General features: G+C 59.4%; 21 protein-coding genes and 1 riboswitch. Of the genes, 9 read left to right on the plus strand and 12 right to left on the minus strand.

The window, feature by feature from the left end; genetic code table 11:
- Nucleotides 1-9 precede the first annotated feature (9 nt).
- A complete protein-coding gene (sfsA, locus tag ACONT6_RS03875) occupies nt 10-720 on the plus strand; it encodes a DNA/RNA nuclease SfsA (RefSeq protein WP_428820502.1) in 711 nt (236 codons plus the stop codon).
- A 6-nt stretch (nt 721-726) separates the two neighbouring features.
- Here the strand turns inward: sfsA and ACONT6_RS03880 are convergent, their stop codons facing one another.
- The 4 genes from ACONT6_RS03880 to ACONT6_RS03895 form a co-directional block, all read right to left on the minus strand.
- Nucleotides 727-1,071, minus strand: a complete 345-nt coding sequence (locus ACONT6_RS03880) for a Rieske (2Fe-2S) protein (protein ID WP_428820503.1) — start codon at nt 1,069-1,071, stop codon at nt 727-729.
- Between the two features lie 107 nt (nt 1,072-1,178).
- Complete coding sequence (locus tag ACONT6_RS03885; RefSeq protein ID WP_428820504.1) at nt 1,179-2,240, minus strand: S1C family serine protease; 1,062 nt, start codon at nt 2,238-2,240, stop codon at nt 1,179-1,181.
- A gap of 81 nt (nt 2,241-2,321) precedes the next feature.
- Complete coding sequence (gene htpX / locus ACONT6_RS03890) at nt 2,322-3,209, minus strand: protease HtpX (protein ID WP_428820505.1); 888 nt, start codon at nt 3,207-3,209, stop codon at nt 2,322-2,324.
- A 230-nt stretch (nt 3,210-3,439) separates the two neighbouring features.
- On the minus strand, nt 3,440-3,724 hold the full coding sequence (locus ACONT6_RS03895; protein ID WP_181253938.1) for a TfoX/Sxy family protein: 285 nt from the start codon (nt 3,722-3,724) through the stop codon (nt 3,440-3,442).
- Nucleotides 3,725-4,139: 415 nt separating this feature from the next.
- On the opposite strand from ACONT6_RS03895, the gene ACONT6_RS03900 reads away from it, so the two are divergent.
- The 3 genes from ACONT6_RS03900 to ACONT6_RS03910 all read left to right on the plus strand — a co-directional run bounded on the left by ACONT6_RS03900 (nt 4,140) and on the right by ACONT6_RS03910 (nt 6,403).
- Complete coding sequence (locus ACONT6_RS03900) at nt 4,140-4,868, plus strand: M15 family metallopeptidase (protein ID WP_428820506.1); 729 nt, start codon at nt 4,140-4,142, stop codon at nt 4,866-4,868.
- Nucleotides 4,869-4,978: 110 nt separating this feature from the next.
- Nucleotides 4,979-5,737 (plus strand): serine O-acetyltransferase, encoded by a 759-nt coding sequence (gene cysE, locus ACONT6_RS03905; protein WP_078083424.1) that lies wholly within the window; start codon nt 4,979-4,981, stop codon nt 5,735-5,737.
- 84 nt (nt 5,738-5,821) lie between these two features.
- Nucleotides 5,822-6,403 (plus strand): hypothetical protein, encoded by a 582-nt coding sequence (locus tag ACONT6_RS03910; RefSeq protein WP_428820507.1) that lies wholly within the window; start codon nt 5,822-5,824, stop codon nt 6,401-6,403.
- Nucleotides 6,404-6,432: 29 nt separating this feature from the next.
- Here the strand turns inward: ACONT6_RS03910 and ACONT6_RS03915 are convergent, their stop codons facing one another.
- Nucleotides 6,433-9,375: a TonB-dependent receptor gene (locus ACONT6_RS03915; protein WP_428820508.1), complete on the minus strand. Its 2,943-nt coding sequence runs from the start codon at nt 9,373-9,375 to the stop codon at nt 6,433-6,435.
- Nucleotides 9,376-9,627: 252 nt separating this feature from the next.
- Here ACONT6_RS03915 and ACONT6_RS03920 point away from each other — a divergent pair, with 252 nt between their 5' ends.
- Both ACONT6_RS03920 and ACONT6_RS03925 read left to right on the plus strand, forming a co-directional pair.
- Nucleotides 9,628-10,254, plus strand: coding sequence for an RNA polymerase sigma factor (locus ACONT6_RS03920; protein WP_428820509.1), 627 nt, complete (start codon nt 9,628-9,630; stop codon nt 10,252-10,254).
- Nucleotides 10,251-11,234, plus strand: a complete 984-nt coding sequence (locus tag ACONT6_RS03925) for a FecR family protein (RefSeq protein WP_428820510.1) — start codon at nt 10,251-10,253, stop codon at nt 11,232-11,234. Before ACONT6_RS03920 ends, ACONT6_RS03925 begins: the two co-directional genes overlap by 4 nt.
- A 13-nt stretch (nt 11,235-11,247) precedes the next feature.
- Here the strand turns inward: ACONT6_RS03925 and ACONT6_RS03930 are convergent, their stop codons facing one another.
- From ACONT6_RS03930 to ppa, 3 genes are all read right to left on the minus strand, one after another.
- Complete coding sequence (locus tag ACONT6_RS03930) at nt 11,248-11,856, minus strand: DNA-3-methyladenine glycosylase I (RefSeq protein ID WP_428820511.1); 609 nt, start codon at nt 11,854-11,856, stop codon at nt 11,248-11,250.
- Nucleotides 11,857-12,001: 145 nt separating this feature from the next.
- Nucleotides 12,002-14,605 (minus strand): TonB-dependent receptor, encoded by a 2,604-nt coding sequence (locus ACONT6_RS03935; RefSeq protein WP_428820512.1) that lies wholly within the window; start codon nt 14,603-14,605, stop codon nt 12,002-12,004.
- A gap of 393 nt (nt 14,606-14,998) precedes the next feature.
- The gene (gene ppa / locus ACONT6_RS03940) at nt 14,999-15,535 is read right to left on the minus strand and encodes an inorganic diphosphatase (RefSeq protein WP_078085749.1); all 537 of its coding nucleotides are present in this window, start codon (nt 15,533-15,535) and stop codon (nt 14,999-15,001) included.
- A 209-nt stretch (nt 15,536-15,744) separates the two neighbouring features.
- Between ppa and ACONT6_RS03945 the strand changes: the two genes are divergently transcribed.
- From ACONT6_RS03945 to ACONT6_RS03955, 3 genes are read left to right on the plus strand one after another with little or no spacing between them, the layout of a single operon-like run.
- Entirely contained in the window at nt 15,745-17,199 is a 1,455-nt protein-coding gene (locus ACONT6_RS03945) for a glutamine synthetase family protein (protein WP_428820513.1), read from the plus strand.
- Between the two features lie 53 nt (nt 17,200-17,252).
- Nucleotides 17,253-18,641 carry an aldehyde dehydrogenase family protein gene (locus ACONT6_RS03950; RefSeq protein ID WP_428820514.1) on the plus strand — a complete coding sequence of 463 codons (1,389 nt, stop codon included), beginning with the start codon at nt 17,253-17,255 and terminating at the stop codon, nt 18,639-18,641.
- A 29-nt stretch (nt 18,642-18,670) separates the two neighbouring features.
- Nucleotides 18,671-19,855 carry an iron-containing alcohol dehydrogenase gene (locus ACONT6_RS03955; protein WP_428820515.1) on the plus strand — a complete coding sequence of 395 codons (1,185 nt, stop codon included), beginning with the start codon at nt 18,671-18,673 and terminating at the stop codon, nt 19,853-19,855.
- Here ACONT6_RS03955 and ACONT6_RS03960 read toward each other — a convergent pair.
- From ACONT6_RS03960 to ACONT6_RS03975, 4 genes are read right to left on the minus strand one after another with little or no spacing between them, the layout of a single operon-like run.
- Nucleotides 19,824-20,708, minus strand: a complete 885-nt coding sequence (locus tag ACONT6_RS03960) for a choline/ethanolamine kinase family protein (RefSeq protein WP_428820516.1) — start codon at nt 20,706-20,708, stop codon at nt 19,824-19,826. The two genes, ACONT6_RS03955 and ACONT6_RS03960, sit on opposite strands and share 32 nt — an antisense overlap.
- Entirely contained in the window at nt 20,689-21,375 is a 687-nt protein-coding gene (gene pnuC / locus ACONT6_RS03965; protein WP_428820517.1) for a nicotinamide riboside transporter PnuC, read from the minus strand. Before pnuC ends, ACONT6_RS03960 begins: the two co-directional genes overlap by 20 nt.
- Nucleotides 21,376-21,390: 15 nt before the next feature.
- A complete protein-coding gene (locus ACONT6_RS03970; protein WP_428820518.1) occupies nt 21,391-21,675 on the minus strand; it encodes a hypothetical protein in 285 nt (94 codons plus the stop codon).
- 29 nt (nt 21,676-21,704) lie between these two features.
- Nucleotides 21,705-23,846 carry a TonB-dependent receptor gene (locus tag ACONT6_RS03975; protein WP_428820519.1) on the minus strand — a complete coding sequence of 714 codons (2,142 nt, stop codon included), beginning with the start codon at nt 23,844-23,846 and terminating at the stop codon, nt 21,705-21,707.
- Between the two features lie 63 nt (nt 23,847-23,909).
- Nucleotides 23,910-24,025, minus strand: a riboswitch (TPP riboswitch).
- Nucleotides 24,026-24,092: the final 67 nt, after the last annotated feature.

Here is a 24,092-nt window from a genome sequence, read left to right on the forward strand (position 1 = left end):
GGTTGTTGTGTGAAAATTAACCCGCCCCTGGCTCAGGGAAAATTATTGCGCCGCTACAAGCGATTTCTCGCCGATATTGAACTTTCGTCTGGTGAAATTATAACCATTCACTGCCCGAACACCGGCTCAATGAAAAATTGTTGGGAGGAAAACACGCCTTGCTGGTTTTCCGACTCCGGTAATCCCAAGCGCAAGTACCGCCATACTTTGGAAATTACCACCACGCCGGAAGGCGCGTTGGCGGGCGTGAATACCGGCCGCGCCAACCATCTGGTGGAGGAAGCCATCACCAGCGGGGTGGTGACGGAGTTACAGGGCTATGCGCAGCTGCGCCGCGAGGTGAAGTACGGCGAGGAAAACAGTCGTATTGATTTTCTGCTGAGTGGTGAGCAGGGCGATTGTTATGTGGAAGTGAAAAACGTCACTCTGGCGGAGGGCGCACGCGGATTGTTTCCCGATGCGGTCAGTGCGCGCGGCGCCAAGCACTTGCGGGAATTGCAGAAGCTGGCACAGTCCGGGGTGCGCGCGGTGCTTTTTTACTGCGTCCAGCACTCGGCCATAGAAACGGTGGAGGCCGCCGCGGAAATCGATCCTGCCTATGCGGCGGCGCTGAAGGAGGCGCTTGCAGCGGGGGTGGAGGTGATCGCGTACCGGGCGAAACTGGGCGCGGACGAGATTCGCCTTGAGACGCCGCTGCCGTACCTGCCCCAGAAAGACTGACGGGAGTCAGTCTGCCAGCAGGACGTAGAGTCCCTCCTGGGCGTATTCCACCGGTACCGGTGTCAGCGCGTCCCCGGCACAGGGACCGGCGATACATTCACCGGTGGTGATTTCAAACAGGGCGCCGTGGGATGCGCACTGGATCAGCGCTTTTTCCGAGTCCAGAAACTGGTCCGGCTGCCACTCCAGGTTGATGCCCCGGTGCGGGCAGATGTTCTTGTAGGCGAAAATCTCGCCATCTTTCTTTACCGCAAATACATTGTTCATTCCGGCGCTGTTGTCTCCCAGAGAGAAGCCTTTGGAGTCGCCTTCGTTGAGGTCTTCGTAGCGGCAGAGAAAGTGTTTTTGCATGGGATCTGTTCCGGCCTGATTCAATCTGGCGTGAGAGTGTACCGAAATAGCGATTGAATTTAACTGGCTGCGGTGTCGGTACTGCCACCGGGCATCTTACAAAGTCATCAAGGCGCCGCCAGTTCCAGTGAGGTCTGGTATGCCTCCCCATCGCGCAGGTAATCCACCTTCACCTTGTCGCCGGGGCGCCGGTTTTCCAGCACGTTCATCAGGTCGTCGTAGTTACTGATGGGCAATCCATCGATTCCAATGATCACATCGCCCAGCTGCCAGCCGCCGCGGTTGCTGCGGTAGACACCGCGCAGGCCGGCGCGCTCTGCCGGCAGCCCCGGTGCGGTACGCAGTACGGCAACCCCTTCGAAGTCGTAGCGATTGGCCCACTGGTCCGGCGCGGATTCAATTCCGAGGATCGGTCGCACCAGGCGTCCGTGGGCGATCAGTTCCGGAACGATCTTTTTTACCGTATCCACAGGGATGGCGAAGCCGATACCCACGCTTGCGCCGCTGGGGCTGTAGATCGCGGTATTGACGCCAATCAGGCGACCACTGGAATCCAGCAGCGGCCCGCCGGAGTTACCGGGATTGATCGCTGCGTCGGTCTGGATCACGTTGCGAATGGTGCGGTTGCCCGCGGCTTCGATCTCGCGGCCGAGGGCGCTGACCACACCGGTGGTTAGCGTGGTGTCAAGACCGAAGGGGTTGCCGATCGCGAGTACCTTGCGCCCCACCGACAGTCCGGCGGATTGTCCGGGCAGCAGTGGTTTGAGTAACTCCGCGGGGGCGTCGATCTTGAGTACCGCCAGATCTTTTTCCGGAGCCGACCCCACCAGGGTGGCCGGCCACTCACTGCGATCCTGCAGGGTGATGGTGATTTTGCGGGCTTCCTCAATCACGTGGAAGTTGGTCACCACATGACCCTGGATATCCCAGATAAAGCCGCTGCCGGCCCCCTTGGGTACGGTGTGCAGTTTCAGGGTCCAGCGGTCGCGCACTACGGCTTCGTTGGTGACATACACCACCGAGGGACTGGCGAAATTGAACACCTGCATGGTGTTGGTTTCGTCATCTGTGGCGAATTGGGGGGTGCGCGAGTCTGCTTGCGCAGGTAGCGCGGTGCAGATCATCAGTAGGGACAGGGCGAAAGCGGAAAGGGATTTTGTCAGCGTCATTTCTGCGGGCGGGCTCCTGCGTATAGATTTGCTGTCGTGACAGGCGTGCCCGCAGGCGGGCACGCCCCATACTGTTAGCGATCAACGAGCAGAATTTTGCAGCGCCAGGATCCGATCCTCAAGGGGCGGGTGACTGGCGAGCAGGGCGGCCATGCTGTTGCCGTAGATGCCGAAGGCTTTCATGTTGGCCGGCAGCGGCTCCTCGCGTCCGGCTTCGGACTCTGCCTTGATTCGCGCCAGCGCTGCGATCATTGCGTTGGGGCTGGCCAGGTGCGCGCCGGCTTCATCGGCACGGTATTCGCGGCGACGGCTGAACCAGGCGACGATGACCATGGCGAATACACCGAACACCATGTCCATGATGATGGAGGTCAGGTAGTAGCCGATACCCAGGCCCTGTTCATTGCGCAGCAGTACCCGGTCCACGAAGAAGCCCACAAGACGCGCGAAGAACATCACGAAGGTGTTCACCACCCCCTGGATCAGTGCCAGGGTGATCATATCGCCGTTGGCTACGTGACCGATCTCATGACCGATCACTGCGCGCGCTTCGTCGCGGTTGAAGCGCTGCAGCAGGCCCGCGCTGACCGCGACCAGTGCGTTGTTACGGTTCCAGCCTGTGGCGAACGCATTGGCCTGGGGCATGGGGAAAATGCCCACATCCGGCATGCCGATGCCGGCCTTTTGCGACAGCTCGCGCACGGTTTCCACCAGCCAGCGCTCGTCGGCAGTCTGCGGCTGCTCGATCACCTGGGTGCGGGTGGACATGCGGGCGATGGTTTTCGACAGCAGTAGTGAAATGAGTGAACCGCCGATACCGAAGATGGCACACATCAGCAGCAGGCCGGGCAGGTTCAGGTTGACGCCGTTGGCGTCGAGAATGCCCTGAATGCCCAGCAGGTTGAATATGATGCCTACCAGCACCATCACCGCCAGGTTGGTGAGCAAAAAGAGCCCTATTCGCAACATCAGATATCTCCGACAGATATTTTGAAAACAAAAACTAGTGATCCGAGTGAAACCCGTTTGCCGCTGTGGCAGTGACCCACAGTGGAGGGTATACGCCGGGCCGCGAGGCTCGCCGTCCGATACCTCGGTAAATGGACGATGTATCTGGGGCTAGATAGGGTCTGCGTGTGCCGTTTGCAAGTCTGCACCGGCACAATTTCAGACCGACACAATTTCAGGAGAGTATAGGGTCAGGCGCGATCTTTGCGGGAGAGGCGCTGCTCCGCTTCACTTACCAGGTTGGCCTTGAGGTCAGGGTCCAGTTCGTTCCAGTGCACGTCGAGCAGGGCGCCCTGCAGGGCGTAGAGGAGGACGCGGGATGCGTTGATGCCGCGGCGGCGGATGCTGGTGAATGCCTCGACCGGTCCGACTCGGTGCAGGTCGGCCTGGGTGCGGATGCCAATGGAATGAAGGATATTGACGGAGGCGAGTCCCAGGTTTTTCAGTTTCAACAACTCTGATTGACTTGGGTGCATAAAATTCATTCCCTGAACTGTTGATGCTCTATGGAGATATCTGCGCGGAGTGCCCTGGGCCGCCGCGAGATTTCCTGTACTCCAGTCGGTCGAGGTTTCAGGGGGACGTTGCACACCCGGCAAGGCGATCCCGACGACCTTTCGAACACTCTGAAGTGCTTCCCTTTCGGTTCAATCCCGAACCAAATACAACAGGCGTGCAACATAGCATAAAAAAATAAAAGGCCAAACCGTATTGCCCGCGGCAGAATAGGCGGGCACATATTAAAGTACGGTTATTTGCGGCGGCTGCTGTCGCACGGCACACTTGTACTATTTAGACTTCTTCTTAGAAAAAGCCTAGCTTGAAATGACGACTTTTGCAGCATGACGTTTCGGTTACCCCTTCAGCGTTTCCGGACCCGGGAGTGAATTCATGCATCAATTACTGCGCAATATCCTGTTCGGACTGACGGATGCACACGTCATTCTGGAGCCTGTTTCCGGGCAACTGATGCACCCGGAAGCCCTGACGGCGTTTGATCAGTTGCGCCGGGATGCGAGAAAGGCCGGCTTTGACCCCAAGGTGGTATCTGGCTTCCGCGATTTCGAGCGCCAGCGCACTATCTGGAATGCCAAGGCCAGCGGTCAGCGGCCAGTGCTCGACAGCGCGGGGCAGCCGCTGGATGTGGCGCGCATGTCGCCAGAGGAAATCGTATTCGCTATATTGCGCTGGTCCGCGCTGCCCGGCGGCTCGCGCCACCATTGGGGCACCGATTTTGATGTGATCGATGCCGCGGCCGTGCCGGAGGATTACCGGGTGCAGCTGACCCCGGAAGAGGTCGCTGATGAAGGGGTGTTTGGGCCCTTTCATTGCTGGCTGGACGAACGGATTGCCGAGGGCCATAGCTACGGCCTGTTCCGCCCCTACGGCGCCGATCGCGGCGGCGTAGCGCCGGAGCGCTGGCACCTCAGTTACGCGCCGCGCGCGAAAGAATTCCAGCAGCTGCACTGTGCTCAGTCGCTGCGAGAACAGTTACAGTTGTGCCAGGCGGATGGCGACCTGGCGCTGGCGGACACCGTGTGCGGTGCCATGGAAGCCATTTACCCGCGCTTTGTGGAAGTGCCGGAATCCGCCTACCCGACCAATATGGATCGCCTCTGAGTCCCCGTCCGAATGCCGTTGACCGGTGGGGCAAACATAGAGTTGGATCAGAGACAGGAAGAGAGACCATCAACGTCACTGAATTGAACAATCGGGATATCTGGTCAGCCATGCGTGCGGAGGCGGCTGCGGCTGCCGCCGGCGAGCCGGTACTGGCCAGTTATTTCCACAACACGGTGCTGCGCCATCGCACATTGGACCGGGCACTGGCCTATCAGTTGGCCTCGGTGCTGGATCATGCGGCCCTGACGGCGACCGCTCTGCAGGAAGTGATTGCCGCGGCGCTGGCGGATGAGCCGGAAATATCCCGTTGTATGCAGGCGGATATCTGCGCCTGGTACGACCGCGACCCGGCCTGTGACCAGTACCTCACCCCGTTTCTGTACTTCAAGGGGTTTCATGCCCTGCAGTCCCACCGCATTGCCCACTGGTTGTGGAAAAAAGGCCGACACACACTCGCCCTGTATTTCCAGAGTCGGGTTTCGGAGCAGTTTGCGGTGGATATTCATCCTGCGGCGCGCTTCGGTTGCGGCATCATGATTGACCACGCCACCGGCCTTGTCGTGGGTGAAACCACGGTGGTGGAAGACGATGTCTCCATTCTGCACTCGGTTACCCTCGGTGGCAGCGGCAGTGGCGGCGGCGATCGTCATCCCAAGATCGGTCGCGGTGTGATGATCGGTGCTGGCGCGAAAATCCTGGGGCCGGTGGACATCGGCGAGGGCGTCAAGATCGCGGCAGGCAGCCTGGTGCTGCGCGATGTGTCGCCGCATTCCACCGTGGCGGGCGTGCCCGCGCGGGTGGTGGGGGGTAAATGTGAAGGGGCCCCGGCCTACACCATGGACCAGACACTGGATTCCGATGATTGAATCGGATTGAATAGTGTTTTCCTTAAAGCGTCTGATTGAAAACAGAATAACAAGGCCTGAAGACAACACGATCGAGGTATCAGCATGTCAGCTCCCACCTACAGTGTGATTTTTCGCGGCGACCTTGAGCCCGGCTACACCGTTGCCGATGTGAAAGCCAATTTTGCCCGCCTGTTCAAGGCCGGGCCGGACACTGTCGAAAAACTTTTCAGTGGTCGCCCGCTGGCGATCAAAAAAGGCATGGCGCAGGCGCAGGCGGAACAACTGCAGGCAACCCTGTCCAAACTCGGGGCGCAGTCGACGGTACGCGCGGAGGGTGTCGAGCAGCCAGTGCCGCAGCCCGCAGCGTCGTCACCGCGGGCTCCGGAACCGCAACCGGCCACCGCGCCAGTCGCAGACGCTGGCGAGACCGCACCGGCACAGTCCGCCGCGAGTTCCTCTTCACTGAGTCTCGCGCCGATGGAAGGCAACCTGGTCAAGGCGCACGAGAAAACATCCGTGGAAGCCGTAAAGGTGGAAGTCAACCATCTCAGCCTCAAGCCGGCGGAAGGCAATCTTCTTGAGGCGGGGGAGCGCAAGCCGGAAGTGGCGCCGGCTGTTTCGGTGCCGGACTGGAAGCTGGACAATCACATCAGCGGCAAGGCCTCCTTCGAAGTGCCGGACTGAATTTCCCGGTTCGGCAATCTCCCTTCACATCAGAACGCTATTTTTACCCCCAGTGCAAAGCGACGTCCGTTTTCGTAAAAGCCCTGTGGGATACCGCTGGCGCTGCGAATACGCAGCACTTCCTCGGTGAGGTTGATCGCCTCCGCGGACAAGGACAGTCTCGGCGACCAGTGCCACTCCGCGGTGGCGTCCCACTGGCGGTATGCATCGGTTTCACTCTGCGACCCGGCAATAATCTCTCCGTAGGAGCGCGAGCGGTAGTTGTAGCTCACCCGTCCATTAAACCGCGCATTTTCAAAATACAGCGACGCATTGAACTGGCTGCGGGAGTTGCCGGGCAGCTCCAGCGTACGTGTGCCATCGGCAGAGGGCACACTGGCATCGGTGTAGGTGTAATTGCTCAATACGCCAAAGCCCCCGCCGAGGGTTTGCTGCCACTGTAATTCTGCGCCGCGAATATCTGCCCCGGGGCCGTTCTGCGGGCGGGTGATGTAGAGCGATTCCCCGTCCACGATTTCCAGATTTACATGGGGATACACAAAGGTGGAAATATCCTTGTAAAACAGGGTGGCGGAAAAAAGCGAGGCGTCCGCGAAATACCATTCCAGGCCCAGGTCCAGCTGGTCGGCACGATAGGGATCCAGCGTCGGGTTGCCCGCCGCGCCGTTACCACTGGTCGGTTCGATGATGATATTCGGTGTCAGGTCCTTGAAATTGGGTCGGGCCATTACCTGGGCAGCCCCCAATCGGGCAACGAGATCATCGCCGAAGCGGTAGCTGAGGTTGGCACTGGGCAGAAGGTCCCGATATTGGTTATCCACATGATGTAACCGGTCCCGATCATAAGCGCTGGCCCGCTGCCGGGTCGTCACGCCGCGCATACCGATATTGCCACTCCAGGCGCCGGCTTCCAGATCCAGGCTGGCGTAGGCGGCGGCGCTCTGCTCCTCAATTCGGAAAAACGCGCTGTGGTCGTAGGTGTAGGTCATGGCGCCCGCCTGCAGTACTGGATCGATGACCGACGCGAGAAGGTCGGCATCGGTGATTGCGTAGCGGGTCAGGGTGTTGCTGGTAGCGTTGTCGTTGCTCAGGAAAGGGCTCGGGCCACTGCTGACCTGATCCAGACCCGTGGTGCTCAGCGCAGGCCACAGGGACGATTCGAGATCGATCTCACCTTCGGTGAGGTGGTTTTCTACCCGGTGATTCCTGACCTTGGCACCAAATTGAAGTTTGCGCAGCCAGCCGCTGGAAAACGCCTGCTCTAGATCCCATTGCGCGTAGTGTTCGCGACTATTCATGGTGCGGATCCAGTCCCGGGTCAGCGGAGACAGTTGCGTCAGGGCCGCTGCATCCTCGGGGTTCAGGTCCAGGTAGGTCGATTCCACGGCATCCCGATCCAGGCGAAAGGCCACGCGGGTATCGCCGGTAAAACGGTACAGGCGATCGTGCTCGGTGCCGCCGCGGGCACTGGTATCGCCAAACTGGACGTGCTGGTCCCAGTTGTTACCGCGGTAGCGGATGTCGATGTCGTTGACCCGTGTATCGATAAACGCCTCGCGCCGTATTGCATCGAGGATCGCACCGGGACTGTCCGGGTTTCCCAGCGTGCCGCCGGCCAGTATTGCGCGGGCGTCGTCGCTCGCGAGAAAAATCGGGTCTGCAACCGTGGCCGGCGGCGATTCGCTGAGCTTGTAGCCGCCGGGGGCAAACAGGTAGTTGTGATTGGTGTTGTCGATATCCACTTGTGACCGCAGCAGGTTGAGGGTCGTATCCCAGCGATCACCCGGTGCCCACTGCAGAGTGAGATTGCCGGTGGCGTGGCTGCGCTGTTGTTGCAGCAGGGCCGAACCGCCGCCCCAGACCGCGTAGACATCTTCGGTAACGGCGCCGTGGGCGTCGGTCACGGTATACAGGTTATTGTCGGCAAAGGTTTCCAGTCCGTCCCGGCGCGTGTCCCGGTTTTGCCAGTTGAGCGACGCGAGTACCCCCAGGGATTGTGCGGCATTCTTCCAGCTGCCCAGTGCCGACCCCTGCGCTGCCCAGCGGTCCGCCAGTGCGCTGTAATTCTGGCCGGCCGATAAATACAGTTCACCGCTGTCCATTTCCAGGGGCTTGCGGGTGCGGACGATAACAGTGCCGCCGATACTGCCTTCGTCCAGGTCCGCACGGGGTGTCTTGTGCACCTCCAGTGACTGCACTAGTTGCGACGCGAGGGTGGAATAGTTGAACCCGCGACTCAGGTTGTCGTTGGCCCACCAGTAGGCCGATGCTACATGTTGACCATTCAGCAGGGTGCGGTTGATGTCCTTGTCGGTACCGCGAATATTCACGTCCCGACCTTCCCCCCACACTCGGTCCACAGAGACGCCGGCGATACGCTGCAGGGCGTCCGCCACGTTGTGATCGGGAAACTTGCCGATATCCTCTGAGGTGGTTACCTCAATCAGGTTGCTGCTGGCCTGTTTCATAGCCAGGCTCTGGCGCAGGCTGGTGCGTACCCCGGTGACATAGGCCTCTTCCAGCGCTTGCGGTGGACGCGGCACAGGGATGGCAACTACCGGCTCCGGATCTGCTTCCCTGGGCGATGCATTACCGCGGATAACCAGGGTGCCGTTGTTACCGAGTTGATAGGTCAGTCCGGTATTTTTCAGGAGCTGCTGCAGGGCGGCTTCGGGAAGGTAGCGTCCGGAGACCGCGGCGGATAGCTGTGCCGGTAGCTCCTCGGGGCGGTAGAAAACCTGCATGCCGGTTTGTTCGGCAAACTGTGTCAGTGCGCGCTCGAGCGGCTGCGCCGCCAGTTGAAACAGCATGGGTTGTGCGGCAGAGGTTATCTGCAGCGAGGTCGGATCATTTCCCGCAGACACGTCCGCCGCCGACAGCGCGTGGGCGGGTAGTGTGAACAATAGTGCCTGCAGCAGCGTCGCCACAGGCCCGCGGTGCCGCGGTTGGGCCATCGGGGGCGATTTAATCATTATTGTCATTCTGGACTGAGCGGGCGTTTCTGAATTGAGCCTCAACTGCAGGTGCCTCAAAATACCTGATCCGCAATAAATCCTGCAAGCGGCAGCCGCGACGTGCACAGCGCGGCGGCGCTGGCTGGGGATTTTCGGCGGCATCTGGAAAATAATTGGAAAAAACTGTCGGGTTATCGTCGCCACTGTCGTTTACAGGAGTTATGGGTACACGTTTATACAAAATCTTGAGCGGGATTCGCGGGGGGCGCGGTGGCTAGGTTCCAATCGCGGGCGGCGCTGTGCCTGGTGCAGAATCGGTCGGAGGCGCCAGCGGGAAAGCTTGCCGACGATCGCGGCTCTTCTAGTCACTCTTCTGATCTCTCTTCTGCGGATCGCGCTTATATCGAGGCGCTTTTTCTCGAATACCGCACATCGATCCGCAATTATGTGGCGCGGATGTTACCGGGAGGGCAACAGGAGGCGGATGTCGTCCTGCAGGAGACCTACGTCAAGATCCTCGGGTTGCGGGATCTGCAACCCCTGCGGGAAAGCCCGCGAGCCTACCTGTATACGGTTGCCACCAATCTGGTGCGCGATGGCCTGCGCCGCCATATACGCCGGAAAACGGATCATCACGAGTGCTTCGAGGATGCCAATCACACAAGCCCGGATCCGTCCCCCCAGGGCAGCGCCGAGTGGCAGCAAAGCCTGCAGCAGCTCAAGCAGTCACTGCTGCGGCTCAAACCCGTTACCCGCAAGGTGTTTCTGTTGAGTCGCTTTGAAGAAATGACCTACCCGGAAATTGCTTCGGCACTTTCCATCAGTACCCGCAGTGTCGAGCGTCATATGAGTGCGGCCCTGAAGCACTTGCAAACAGAGTTGAATGAGTTGTTATGAGTCGAGCCGAAGTTGTAGATGAGTCCATCCGGGCCGCGGCCGCAGACTGGTTTGCGCGGCAGCAGAGTGCCGCCATGAGCGCCGCGGAAATCGAGGCACTGGAAGCCTGGTTGCAGCAGGACGCACGCCACCGCTTGGCATTCAGTCAGTGCCAGCAGCTGAGCCTGATGAGCGAGTTGCTGAGCGGCGATGAGGAGCTCAACCGTGAATTGCCGGAGATTCGCAAGGCCGTGCGCCGTCGCAATCGCTGGCGCTGGTTCGGTGCCGTCGCGGCAACCGTACTGGTGGCGATAGCGGCCATGGTGCTGAAGCAGTATCAGGCCATCGATTACTACCAGACCGGTATCGGTGAGCAGCAGGTAGTGCATCTGGAGGATGGTTCCACCTTGATGCTGAACACCGACAGCCGGGTGGGGGTGCGCTATCGCGGTAAGCGGCGTGCGTTGTGGCTGGAGCGGGGCGAGGCCTTCTTTATGGTGGCGAAAAACCCTGCGCGTCCCTTTGTCGTCAATGTGCGCGGTTCCGAAGTACGTGCGCTGGGTACCGCATTCAATGTGGCACTGAAGGGGGCGGATGTTCAGGTTGCCGTAACCCAGGGGGTTGTGGATGTTCAGGCTGAACACGCGGACGGTGCACGTCAGCAGCTGGTCAAAATGCTCCCCGGTGAGGGTGTGCGCTACCGTGCAGCCAGCCCTGGGGACAATAGTGGGGTGATACCGGTTGACCTGGAAAAGGTCACCGCCTGGCAGACCCAGCGGATTTATTTCGACAACGAGCGTCTCGAGGATGCCATTGCCGAGTACAACCGCTACACCACACGTAAAATGGTATTGGTGGGCGACGCGCTAGCGGACGCGCGCATCAGTGGTGTCTTCAACACCGGAGATGCCGATGCGCTGGCGTTTGCCCTGGAGCAAAGTTTCGGTGCACGTATCAACAAGAATGATCAGCGCGTGCTGATATTGCCCGCGCGGGATTGAATAACCCATTTTTTCATTTGGGCCGTTTGAATGCCCTGCGCGCCTTGTCCACCTCGCTGCGGGACTTGCAGTCTTCCAGGTGGTCGTTGATCAACCCCATGGCCTGCATAAAGGCGTAGACGGTGGTGGGGCCAACAAATTTCCAGCCGCGCTTCTTCAGGTCCTTGGCGAGTGCTTTGGAGGTTTCTGAGGTAGAAGCGCTCTGTGGTGCTTGCCCGTTTTGTGGCGCGGGCTCATGGCGCCAGATATAGGCGGCAATGGAACCTTCCTGCTTGACCAGCTCCTGCGCTCTCTGCGCGTTATTGATCACCGCTTCAATCTTGCCGCGGTGGCGAACAATACCTTCATCCTCGAGCAGGCGTTCCACGTCTTTTTCGGTAAAGCGTGCCACTTTATTGAAATCAAAATTTTTGAACGCTTTGCGGAAGTTTTCGCGCTTGGCCAGTATCGTGCGCCAGCTCAGGCCTGACTGAAAACTTTCCAGGCACAGTTTTTCAAACAGCCGCCGGTCGTCGTCTACCGGGAAGCCCCATTCCCTGTCGTGATAGTCAAAAAATTCCGGTGCTGCTGCGCACCAGCCACAGCGGGGCATGCCATCGGGTCCATCTACGGTTTTGCTCATATCGCCGCCCGTTTCTTTGAGGGTTGGTTCGAGCACCGACTATAACCGGCCTGGCGCGCGTCGCCCAGACATCGATTGCAACTAAAAAAGGCGCCCGGAGGGCGCCTGTAAGCGGTGACAAGGTGATGCCTGCTAGTAAGGGGTTTTAAAAGGAAAGACGTGCGCCCAGGCTGAAGCGCGGTCCGTTTTCATAGAAGCCTACGGGGATACCGTCGGCGGTGCGCATGTAGATGATTTCATTGGTGAGGTTCACCGCGGTAAAGAAAACATCCACATTTTCATTCACCATCCAGTTGGCGGTTGCGTCCCACTGATCGTACTGATCGGTAACCAGCTGGGAGCCGGAGGTGAGCCCGCCGTAGGATTCGGAGCGCAGGTTGTAGGACAGGCGCAGGCTCAGGAAGTCATTCTCGTAATAAGTCGAAGCATTGAACTGGTCGCGGGAATTGCCCGGTAACTCCAGCTTGCTGCCGGGCACCTTGGCGTCGGTCCAGGTGTAATTGCCGAGCACCCCGAAGCCGCTCCCGAAATCGTGCTGTACCTGAATCTCCAGGCCCTGGATATCCGCACCCTTGTCGGCGTTGTAGGGGCGGGTAACGTTAATGCTCTGGCCGTCAATCTCTTCTACCTGGGTGTTCTGGAACACGAAGGTACTCAGGTCCTTGTTGAAGTAGGTTGCGGCCACCAGGCTCGCATCACTGAAATACCATTCGGCACCCAATTCAAACTGATCTGCGAATATGGGTTCCAGCATGGGGTTGCCGGCAGTGGCGGTGCCACTGGTGGCGTTGATCACGATATTGGAACTGAGGTTCTGGAATGTCGGGCGGGCCATGGCGCGGGACGCGGCACCGCGCAGAATAATGTCTTCCGCCAGATCGTAGATCACGTTCACGCTCGGTAGCGCCTCGCGATAGCTGCGGCTCACTGCGCCGCGCTCACCATCAATATAGGCGTGGGAGGTCTGGTCCGTTTCCACCAGTCGCACGCCGAAATTACCGTGCAGCTTGCCGCGTTCGAAATCTGCCTGGGCATAGGCCGCGGCAATGTCCTCGTTGATCTTGTAATAGGCTCTCTGGTCTTCCGCGTAGGTCATGGCGCCGGCATCCAGAATACTGTCGATCTTTTCCCGCGCGAGACCGGTATCCAGGAACGCGTACCGGGTGAGTGAGCCGCTCGTCGCGCCTTCGCCGTGCAGGCGGGGACTCGGACCTGAGGACACATCCGCGAGGGTGATCGCATTCAATGCGGCCACCTGATCGGCAATGTCCGGATTACTTACGTCCACGGAACCGTTCTGGCGATTGTTCTCGATGGTGTGGTCGCGCAGTTTGACGCCGGTCTTGATGGCGGTGATCGCCCCCAGTTGCACGTCGATCACGCCGTCTGCCTGGAAGTAGCTTTCGTCATCTTCCATCACACGCACCCAGTCCCGCAGGTTGGCGGCGTTCAGGTGCAGCGCACTGCCATCCAGGGGATCGATGCCCGGAAAGCTGAATTCGTTGGTGTTGGGTCCGAAATTCAGGTCTTCCGCACTGTTGCCTTCGAACCAGTAATTGCGGTCCTTGGTACTGCCACCCTCCGCGCTGGTGGTACCGGCCTGCAGGTGCAGGGTCCAGCTGTCGCCGGTGTAATCGGCGGCAAAGTCCAGCACCTCGGATTCCACAAAGGCATCGCGCACGATGGGCTCGTCGGCCACGCCAATGCTGTCGGGATTTTCGATCACACCACCCACCAGAGCCTGGTAGCCATCGCTGGTGGGAATGAACACAGGGTCGGTCACCACATCGCCATTGGGAATCTTGTAGCCGCCGGCAACGAACAGGTAGTTCTGGTTGCTGTTGTCCATATCCATGTCGGAGGCGACATAGTTCATGGTCATATCCCAGCGGTCAGACGGGCGGAACTGCACGGTGAGGTTCGTGGTATCGCGCTGGCGATCCTGCTGGAAAATTGCCGAGCCGCCGCCCCAGGGAACGTAGACATCTTCGGTGACGTTGCCGTTCTGGTCGGTAACGGTATAGAGGTCGTTGGTGGGGAAAACCTCGAGGCCGTCGCGGCGCATGGTGCGCTGCTGGCTGTTGTAAGAGGCGAGCACGGCAAAGGTCTCTGCATCATTTTTCCAGCTGACCAATCCGGACACCTGTGGATCCCAGGTGTCCGGCAGCTCGCTGTATACGCTCTCGGTAGACAGGTTTACGGTCATCGGATCCAGGTCCAGCGGCTTGCGGGTGATGACATTCACCATGCCGCCGATACTGCCCTCGTCGTGACGGGCCTCCGGGCTTTTGTACACTTCCAGTGCAGAAACCAGCTCGGATGCGAGAATGGAATAGTTGAAACCGCGGCTCGGATTGTCGTTGGCCCACCAGTAAGCGGAAGCCACGTTCTGGCCGTTCATCAGGGTGCGGTTGAGGGTGCTGTCGGTACCGCGCACGAAAATATCCCGGCCCTCACCCCAGATACGGTCGACGGAAATACCCGGTACACGCTGCAGGGAGTCGGCCACGTTCTTGTCCGGGAATTTGCCGATGTCTTCGGAGCTGATGGCGTCGACAATGGAGGTGGCGTCGCGCTTAACGTCCAGCGACTGTTGCAGGGCACCGCGAATACCGGTTACCACGACTTCTTCTACGGTTTTACCTTCGGTCTCAGTTTCCTGCGCGGCAGCGCCGGCGGAAATCATGGCAATGGTGCCTGCCAATAGTGTTTTGTGGAACAGGGTGGACGGGAAGCGCGATCTTTGCATGGGTTTCTCCATTCTATTGTTATCTGGCGTGTAGCATTTTTTGTTATGTCAAAGCACAGCCCCGAAGTTTTTTCGGGGTGTAAACGGGTAAACGCCGGTGGTGGAGAAATCCCGACAGGGAGGCAGAAAAATAATTTAAGGAGCCTTGCTGTAGTGTCAGCAAGGGGGAAGATCGTGGCGGTGCCGCTACCGGGTACAGCCTTGTGAGACACGCCGTGAACCCATCCCTGGGGGCTCTTCGAAAAAGTCCCTTTTTTCGAAGGTCTCACAAGGCTGTACCCGGTATCGGCACCTTCGCCGCGAGCGTTGAGGAAGTTGGGGAAATAGTTGGAGCGTTAATTTCAGGCACAAAAAAGCCGGCTTAAAGCCGGCTTTTCGAAAAGAGTAGGGCGATTAGCCTTCTTCTTTCAGGTAGCGCTCGCGGGAAGCCATAACTTCTTTGCGTGCAGCGTCAGCGTCGGCCCAGCCGTCTACTTTCACCCACTTGCCCGCTTCCAGGGCTTTGTAGTTTTCGAAGTAGTGCTCGATCTGCTTGATCAGCAGTTCCGGCAGGTCGCCGATTTCGTTGACGTGATCGTACAGCTTGGTCAGCTTGGTGTGCGGTACCGCCAGCAGCTTGGCGTCTACACCGGATTCGTCGGTCATGTTCAGCACGCCGATCACGCGGGAGCGGATCACGGAGCCAACCATTACCGGGTACGGAGCAACAACCAGCACGTCCAGGGGGTCACCGTCTTCAGACAGGGTCTGGGGTACGTAACCGTAGTTGGCCGGGTAGAACATCGGGGTGGCTACGAAACGGTCTACGAATACCGCGTCCGCGTCCTTGTCGACTTCGTATTTGATCGGATCGTGGTTGGCCGGGATCTCGATGATTACGTTGATATCGTTAGGCAGTTCTTTGCCAGGGGAAACCTTGTCGAAGCTCATTGCTGGTCCTGAATGATGTTGTGTGGGTCAAAAATTTGGAGGCCGGATTATATACCCTGAGCGTCCGCTAACATAGCCGTCAGCGTGACCGCTCAAATTTTGTTCAGTTTGGGGCTGTGCCGGCAGACTCAACGTGTGTCGACTATGCTGAGTGCAGGAATCCGTCCGTCGCCGGAGGCGACGGCTCGGTCACAATAACGGAGCCCAGCATGGACGAATCCACCGAGCTGCCATCATCCCCGGCAGCAACGAACTCCCTGTCTTCCCCGACCGCTGTCACTGACAACCCGGTACCTGGTCCGCGCCAGGTGCGCAGTGTCGCGGATGCAAAGCGCCTCGTGGAGGCCCGCGGCCTCACCCATATTAAGGTTGGCCTGTTTGATAACGACGGGGTGATGCGCGGCAAGTACATGAGCCGCGAGAAATTCTTCTCCGCGCTGGACCATGGATTTGCCTTCTGTGACGTGGTGCTGGGATGGGATGTGCAGGACCAGCTCTACGACAATACGCGCTACACCGGCTGGCATACGGGCTACCCGGATGCGCCGGTCAGGATTCTGCCCCACACCTGCAGGGAGGTGCCGTTCGAGGACGGGATGCTGCTGTTTCTGGCGGAGTTCTCCGATTCTGCGGAGGTGGTATGTCCTCGGGCCCTGCTGCGGCGGGTGATCCAGCGCTGTGAGAAGGCCGGATTTGCGCCCTACGGTGCGCTGGAGTACGAGTTTTTCGTGTTCGATGAAACCCCGGACTCCGCCCGTGCCAAGGGATACCGGGACCTCAAACCTTTTACTCCGGGCTGGTTCGGTTACTCGATGATCCGCAACTCGGTGCACGCGGATCTTTACCACGAGATCCTCGAGCTGGCACAGCAGATGGATTTCCCCATTGAGGGGCTGCACACGGAGACGGGTCCGGGGGTACTCGAGGCAGCGATCACCGTCGATGATGTGGAGGCCGCGGGTGACAAGGCGGCGCTGTTCAAAACCTTTATCAAGGTGCTGGCGGAGCGGCGCGGGTTGATGGCCACCTTTATGGCCAAGTGGTCCAATGACTATCCCGGCCAGAGTGGCCATATTCATCTGTCCCTGCGCAACAAGAGCGACAACCGGTCGGCCTTTTTCGCCAAGGATGCCCCCCACAGCATGAGCGACGTACAGCGACAGTTTCTCGCCGGCCAGCAGCGCCTGATGCCGGAATTGCTGTCTATGGTGGCGCCCACGATCAACAGTTACCGCCGTCTGATCCCGGGTTTCTGGGCGCCCACCGATGCCACCTGGGGGGTCGAAAACCGGACCGCCGCACTGCGGGTGATTCCCGGAAGTGACAAGTCACAGCGTCAGGAATACCGGCTCGGCGCGGCCGATGCCAATCCCTACCTGGCCCTGGCCGTTGCGCTGGGCTCCGGTATCTACGGTATCGAGCAGGGTTGGCAGCCGGGAGACGCGGTGGATGGCAATGCCTATGCGCTGGAGCATCCGCCGCAACTGGCACTGCCGCGCACCCTGTGGGATGCGGCGCAACGCCTGAAGCAATCGGCAGCCGCCCGGGATCTGTTTGGCGATGCCTTTGTCGATCATTTCGCGGCGAGCCGCGAATGGGAGGAGCGCGAGTACCGCCGTCATATCGGCGAATGGGAACTGCAGCGCTACTTCGAAATCATCTAGCAATTCATCTGGCCGGCACGGTGCCCGGTATCGGCAGGAAGCCCTCGAGTCCTATGGAAAAACTTCGCTGTATTTCCCCGATAGATAACAGTCTGTACATCGAGCGCCCCCTCGCGACTGACTACGAAATCCAGAATGCGCTGAGCCTCGCCCAGCGCGCACAGCCGGGCTGGGCCGAGGTACCGCTGCAGCAGAAAGTAGAGCTGGTGCGTGGGGCCGTGTCGGTGCTGCAACAGAAAAAGCCCGCACTGGCTGAGGAGATCTGCTGGCAGATGGGGCGCCCCATTGCGTTTGCCGGCGGCGAGATCGATGGCTATGCCGAACGTGCGCTGGCCATGGCCGCGCTGGCGGAATCCGCGCTGGCAGATATCCAGCTGCCGGAGAAAACCGGATTTCAGCGTTTTATCCGAAGGGTGCCCCTGGGCGTCTCTTTTATTATTGCGCCGTGGAATTACCCGTACCTGACCTCGGTCAACGCGGTGGTGCCAGCATTGCTGGCCGGCAACAGCGTACTGCTCAAACACTCGGCGCAAACCCCGTTGTGTGCCGAGCGTATGGTCGAGGCATTCAGCGAGGCGGGATTGCCGGAAGGGGTGTTCCAGTATCTGCATCTCGGGCACCGCGATGCCGAGCAGATCATTATCGGCAGTGACGTCCAGCATGTGGCGTTTACCGGTTCTGTGGCCGGGGGCGCTGCGGTAGAAACGGCCGCAGCGGGACGGTTTATTTCCATGGGGCTGGAGCTCGGTGGCAAGGATCCGGCGTATGTCCGTTCCGATGCCGATATCGAGTATGCGGTGGCGTCGGTGGTGGACGGTGCTTTTTTCAATTCCGGGCAATCCTGCTGTGGTATCGAGCGCGCCTACGTCCATCACTCGCTATTCGATGAATTTATCGAGCGCGCGATACCCTTGATTCAACAGTATCGCCTCGGTCGATCAGACGAACCGGATACCACCCTCGGTCCGCTGGTGCGGGCGGATGCGGCGGATTTTGTGCGGGACCAGATCGATGAGGCCGTGCAGCAGGGGGCTTCGGCTCACATCGATGGCGGGGATTTTGCATTGGATCGACGTGGCAGTGCCTATATGGCGCCGCAGTTACTCACCGGTGTGAATCACGAGATGCGCGTGATGAGTGAAGAGTCTTTCGGGCCGGTGCTGGGCGTGATGTCGGTCGCCGATGATAACGAGGCCCTGGCGTTGATGAACGACAGTGAATACGGCCTCACCGCTGCGATTTATTCCGCGGATACGGAAGCGGCCATTGCCCTTGGGGATCGTTTGCACACCGGCACGGTATTTCTCAACCGGTGCGACTATCTGGATCCGGAGCTGGCCTGGACCGGGGTCAGAAAATCTGGTCGTGGCTGCACCCTGTCGAGTGTCGGCTTTGAACATGTGACGCGCCCGAAATCTTTCCACCTGAAAACAACCCTGTAAGTCGGGTTTTCCCGGCCGTGGATTCTGCAATGACTGACGTTCGTGTTCCACATCTCTCCGCTAACTGGAATTATCCCACGGCCATTCGCGCTGGTGCCGGGCGTGTGCGGGAGCTGCCGTCCCTGTGTTTCGAGTTCGGCATGCGCGCTCCGCTGCTGGTGACAGATCCGGGACTGGCGTCGCTGCCGTTTATCAATAACATCCTCAACCTGTGCGAAGAAAACGGGTTGCGCGTCGACATGTTCGCCAACATCAAGGGCAACCCCACCGGCCAGAATGTGATTGAAGGCCTGACGGTATTCCGCACCGGTGAGCACGATGGGATCCTCGCAGTAGGCGGTGGCTCCGCACTGGACGCGGCAAAAGCGATTGCGCTGATGGCGGGGCAGAGCCGCCCGCTGTGGGATTTTGAAGATCTGGAAGACAACTATCTGCGCGTGAATGAAGATGCCATGGCGCCGGTGATCGCGGTGCCTACCACCGCGGGCACTGGTTCCGAAGTGGGGCGCTCGTCGGTCATCACCGATGAGGAAGCCGAGATCAAACGGATTATTTTTCACCCCAGAATGTTGCCCGCGCAGGTGATTCTGGATCCGGAGCTCACCTGCGGCCTGCCCACCAATATTACCGCGGCCACGGGAATGGATGCCTTGTCCCACAATCTGGAAGCTTTCTGTGCACCGAGTTTTCATCCCATGGCGGAGGGGATCGCACTGGAAGCAATGCGCCTGATCAGTGTGTATTTGCCCCGCGTGGTGGCCGATGGCAACGATCTGGACGCACGCATGCAGATGCTGGTGGCTTCCAGTATGGGGGCTACCGCATTCCAGCGCGGGCTGGGCGCGATGCACGCACTGGCGCATCCACTGGGGGCGCTGTTTGACGCGCATCACGGCCTGCTCAATGCGATCTTGATGCCCTATGTTCTGCGTGCCAATGAAAGCGCCATCGGCGAGCCCATGGAGCGGCTGGCGCGCCATCTGGATCTGCCCAACCCGGGATTTGGCGGTGTGCTGGAGTGGGTCTATCAGTTGCGCTTGGACCTGGGGATTCCAAACACACTGCAGGAGATTGGTATCGATGGGGAGCAGGCGGAGCGGATCGGACGCATGGCGGTTGCGGATGCGGCGGCTGCCAGTAACCCGGTTGCGTTCGATGCCGCAGATTACCGGGATATTTTTCTCAATGCCCTGACCGGGACAGCGCCTTCCTGATCGCTTCGATTTCACGGCGCAGCACGGCTGTAAACTTCTGCTTCTCCGCGTCGACGTCGGTATTGGAAGCCTGAACCGCGTACCAGAGTATCGACAGGTAGCGGTATATCACTCGCCAATTATCTAGTCGGGCCATTTCCTCATTATTCACCGGTTGTGCCAGATACTGCTGCAGCAGTTGCGACTGCTGCGCGGAATCCAGGTCGTAACCCTCGGCAATCACCGCGAGATCGTAAAAAGGATCACCGCTCGCGGCATATTCCCAGTCGATCGCGTACAGGCGCCCGCTCTCACTAATCAGCAGATTGTCGGCCAGCAGGTCGTTGTGGCACAGGGCTGGCGAGGAGGCACAATTTCGTGTCGCAACAATACTGGACTGCACCCTGCGCTGCAGAGTGCGCAAGGATTCGAAAAAAACGTCGTCTGTGTTGATCGATGTCCAGTAGCTACCAATTTTCTGCTCAATATCCAGCTGCGCGGCAATGGGCGGCAGCCGGTGAATGTCTCGCAACAGCTGCGCAATCTGCCCAATTCCGGTGTTTCCCGCCAGCTTCAGCGGCGTGCCGGAAATATAGCGGGTAACCAGGTAGCGGTATTCGGGGTCGCAGTACACCAGTGGCGCGCAGAGCCCTGCCGTGTCCGCCAGATGTAGTGCCTCCGCTTCCGCGGGGCGGTTCAGGTCCAAAGCATTACTGATAGGGGAATTGAGCCGCAGTACTAACCTGTCCTCGCCCGCTGCCAGCAGGAAGCTGCGATTGGTCAGTCCCTGGGTGAGGGGCTTGAGCAGCGTCGGTTGGCTAGTGCTCCACAGAGGCCAGTCGGCAGGCAGGAAATCAGCCGGTGGGAGCGTCACGGTGGGACTCGGTGGCAGGTGTCACGCGGTTGATGGGAGAGCCCGCGTGCAGCATGCCCTGCTGTTTGCGGTAGAGAGAAAGCCACTGGAAGAATCCAATCACTACCAGGATCACATAGAGTGCAAACAACACCGCGGTAAGATACAGCTCGCGGTCGATGTACAGGTAAATGGCAGCACCGTCGATCACAATCCAGTAGAGCCAGTTCTCGATGACCTTGCGCGTGACCATGTAGGTAGTTACTACGGCGCCCCAGGTGGTGAAGGAATCCAGATAGGGCAGGGCGGCGCTGGTGTAGTTGTCCAGCACATAGCCAAACAACAGGGTCAACAGTCCGATAAAACTGAAGGCGAGCAGGTGGGTGCGGGCCCGCCAGCGGTGGATATGGCGTTCCTTGCTGGCATCGTTGCGATGTCGCCACTGCCACCAGCCATATATCGCAATCAGCAGGTAGAAGACCTGCAGTGCGGACTCCATCAGCAGGCTGACGTCCCAGAACAGGAACAGGTAAATCGCCGTGCTGGCGAAAGCCGCGTACCAGCACAGGATATTTTCCCGCATCGCCAGTAGCAGATAGGCGAGCGCGAGTATCACCGCCGCCAGCTCCCACAGGGACATGGCGGCAAGGGAACTGGTGATGGCGTCGCGCACTTCCGGGCTGAACATGATCGCGGTTTCCGTTTACACGCCGAGATTGGGATTCAGGTCGCCGTCGATAAATTTGCACACGAAAATCGCACGCCCAAACTGCTCGTAGGAGGTGCGGATTTCCGTTTTCAGCATATCCATCAGCGGATCGTAGTCACCGAACACCTGGGTGCTCATGGTGTTGCTGATCACCTGTAGTTCCGGGTGGTTGTGCAGGCGTTCGATAAAATCCTTGATCGCGGGCAGGTACTCGTCTTGCAGCGGGTACATGCTGATTTCCACAGACAGTTTCAAGGACGGTTCAGCAGGAGATTCCATGGTGTTCGGCTCCGGTTCTTTTCGGGAAATCAGAAAGTATAGCTCGCGGACACACCGGCTACACGTGGCTCTCCCAGCTGGTAGTAGGCTTCCGGCGCGTAGCCATTGGCCGGGTTGTTACCGAACTGGTTACTGAAATAAAAGCCGCGGGTGTAGATCGTCTCATCGGTGAGATTGCGTCCCCACAGGGAAATATCCCAGTCATCACCGCGGTAGGTCAGGCGCGCGTTGACCAGTTCATAGACGGTGGATTTTTCGTTGTGGCTGTTGGAGAAATAGAAGTCGTCCTTGCCTTCCACTTCCACGCGGAACATCAGGTTCGCTGTCAGTGCATATTCGGCGCCAGTGAAGAACTGATAGTTGGGGGCGTGGGCCAGATCGCGGCCGTCGAGGCTGACCAGTGAGGTTTCACCGGTGTTGTCATCGCGGGCATCCACGTGGGTGCTGCTGATAAAGTCCTCGAATTCCGCATTCAGCCAGCCGAAAGTGGCGAACAGTTGCAGGGCTTCGCTTGCCTGAAAGGTGACTTCAGCCTCGATACCGGTACTGTGGCCTCCGGCTGCGTTTGCCAGGTAATCGTCGAAGGAAAAATCCTCCGGATTAAAGATCGACTGCTTGGCCTGGACATCGCTGCGGTCCTGATAGAAGGCGGCGACCTGGGCCTGCAGGCGGTTTTCCAGCCAGTCGCCTTTTATCCCCAGCTCGTAGTTCAGCATGCTTTCGGTATCGAACAGGAAAGTATCGCTGCCGATATCCGGATTGCCGGCAGAGGCGGAGATGATGCGTCCGTTAACGCCACCCGCCTTGTATCCGCGGGAGAGGGTGCCGTAGACCATGGTGGTGTCGCTGGCGCTGAAGCGCAGGGTGATATTGCCTCCCCACAGGTCTTCGCGGGTGTCACTGGTGACCGCGAGGGAGTCCGCGTAATCCGCACTGCGCTGTTCCAGACGCAGGCCGGTAATCAGTTCAAAGCGTGCGCCAATTGCGCTATTCAGCTGTCCGTAAATCGCCGCGTTGTCGGTGTCGAACTGGCTGGCGAAGCTGGCATTGCGCTCCAGGGCTTCTTCTTCGCTACGCAGGTAAACCCCGGCCACCCAGCCGGTACTGCCGCCAAACAGCAGGCTCTCATCGGTGGAAACCAGGCGCACGTCCGCGCTCAGGTTGTCGCGGTCGCGCAGGTAGTTATCTGTGGAGCTGTATTCCCAGGGGTGGAAGCCGACGTGGGTCCAGTCCTCGTCGTAGCCGTATTCGGTGTCGGAGCGGGCGGCGCTCAGTACAGATTTCAGAGTGAACAGATTACTGCCGCTCCACTGGCTGCTGATCGCGCCCGCGAGCGTTTCCTGGCGGTCCCAGCCGGGCTGGTCGGACAGGGTATTGCGGGAGTTATCCAGGGTGAAAGCGTCGTAACCGTTATCCGCATCCAGATAGAAAACGGTGAAGTCCAGCTGCAGGTCATCGCTGGCCTGATAGCGCAGTTTGCCGCGGCCCACGGTCTCATCGATATTGTTGGTGTCCTTGCGGCCCAGATAACGGTTGTGCACATAGCCGTCGGACTGCTGATTCTGCACGGCAAAGCGGTAGCTTAGCTGCTCGGACAGCGGGCCACTGATTACCGCGGACAGTGTGTGGGCGCCATACTGGGCGGCCTCTGCAGACACTTTGGCAAACGGGGTTGCGCTGGGTGCATTGCTGGTCATGTTGACCAGGCCCGCCAGCGCGTTGGCGCCGTATACCGTTCCCTGCGGGCCGCGCAGGATTTCTACCTGTTGCATATCCAGGGTGCTGGCGGCGAGGCCCAGGCCGGTGAAGTCGATACCGTCGACGATCAGGCCCACGGAGGGGTTCACCGGGTCAATAAACTGGCTGCGTTCGCCGATTCCGCGGATCTGTACGAAACGTCCGCGAGACGCGCCACTGGAGAAGTTCACGTTGGGTGCCAGGTTCAGCAGCTGCTCAAGGTTGGTGGCGCCGTGGGTTTCGATGGCGGCGGCCCCCAGAACACTCACACTGGTGGGGGTGTCGAGTTGGCTGGCCTCGCGCAGCTGGCTGGTGACGACCACCTCCTCGATGGCAGGTTCTGCCGATGCGGCAACGCTGGCAAGTGCGGCGGCAAGGCCGACAGCCTGGGCGAGGGGCTTGGTACGCGGGGTAAAGTAGCTGTTGGAATTCATGGCTCTCTCGTTCGAATCGGTGAGAGACCCGGAGTTCGACGAGAAAAGAGGGGAGTGCGGGATACCGCACCGGGGACCTATTCCTACGCCGGTATTAGCCGGATCAGGTTCAAGGGTTTGCGGGCCGGATCGGTCTGATCCGGCGGCATCTCAGGCGCTTGCCACCCCTTAGGTTTTGCGGGCGCGATGTTAACAGAAAGCGGGAGGATTGGTATCGGTAGGCGCGGATAAATAGGGAGGGAAACG

It is taken from the genome of Microbulbifer sp. MCCC 1A16149 (assembly GCF_050368945.1).
GTDB lineage: Bacteria > Pseudomonadota > Gammaproteobacteria > Pseudomonadales > Cellvibrionaceae > Microbulbifer.

Coding starts and splice junctions, on each gene's coding strand:
- ACONT6_RS03880 (WP_428820503.1), bottom strand. CDS start 1,071: ATGCAAAAACACTTTCTCTGCCGCTACGAAGACCTCAACGAAGGCGAC.
- ACONT6_RS03885 (WP_428820504.1), bottom strand. CDS start 2,240: ATGACGCTGACAAAATCCCTTTCCGCTTTCGCCCTGTCCCTACTGATG.
- htpX (WP_428820505.1), bottom strand. CDS start 3,209: ATGTTGCGAATAGGGCTCTTTTTGCTCACCAACCTGGCGGTGATGGTG.
- ACONT6_RS03895 (WP_181253938.1), bottom strand. CDS start 3,724: ATGCACCCAAGTCAATCAGAGTTGTTGAAACTGAAAAACCTGGGACTC.
- ACONT6_RS03900 (WP_428820506.1), top strand. CDS start 4,140: ATGCATCAATTACTGCGCAATATCCTGTTCGGACTGACGGATGCACAC.
- cysE (WP_078083424.1), top strand. CDS start 4,979: ATGCGTGCGGAGGCGGCTGCGGCTGCCGCCGGCGAGCCGGTACTGGCC.
- ACONT6_RS03910 (WP_428820507.1), top strand. CDS start 5,822: ATGTCAGCTCCCACCTACAGTGTGATTTTTCGCGGCGACCTTGAGCCC.
- ACONT6_RS03915 (WP_428820508.1), bottom strand. CDS start 9,375: ATGATTAAATCGCCCCCGATGGCCCAACCGCGGCACCGCGGGCCTGTG.
- ACONT6_RS03925 (WP_428820510.1), top strand. CDS start 10,251: ATGAGTCGAGCCGAAGTTGTAGATGAGTCCATCCGGGCCGCGGCCGCA.
- ACONT6_RS03930 (WP_428820511.1), bottom strand. CDS start 11,856: ATGAGCAAAACCGTAGATGGACCCGATGGCATGCCCCGCTGTGGCTGG.
- ACONT6_RS03935 (WP_428820512.1), bottom strand. CDS start 14,605: ATGCAAAGATCGCGCTTCCCGTCCACCCTGTTCCACAAAACACTATTG.
- ppa (WP_078085749.1), bottom strand. CDS start 15,535: ATGAGCTTCGACAAGGTTTCCCCTGGCAAAGAACTGCCTAACGATATC.
- ACONT6_RS03945 (WP_428820513.1), top strand. CDS start 15,745: ATGGACGAATCCACCGAGCTGCCATCATCCCCGGCAGCAACGAACTCC.
- ACONT6_RS03950 (WP_428820514.1), top strand. CDS start 17,253: ATGGAAAAACTTCGCTGTATTTCCCCGATAGATAACAGTCTGTACATC.
- ACONT6_RS03955 (WP_428820515.1), top strand. CDS start 18,671: ATGACTGACGTTCGTGTTCCACATCTCTCCGCTAACTGGAATTATCCC.
- pnuC (WP_428820517.1), bottom strand. CDS start 21,375: ATGTTCAGCCCGGAAGTGCGCGACGCCATCACCAGTTCCCTTGCCGCC.
- ACONT6_RS03970 (WP_428820518.1), bottom strand. CDS start 21,675: ATGGAATCTCCTGCTGAACCGTCCTTGAAACTGTCTGTGGAAATCAGC.
- ACONT6_RS03975 (WP_428820519.1), bottom strand. CDS start 23,846: ATGAATTCCAACAGCTACTTTACCCCGCGTACCAAGCCCCTCGCCCAG.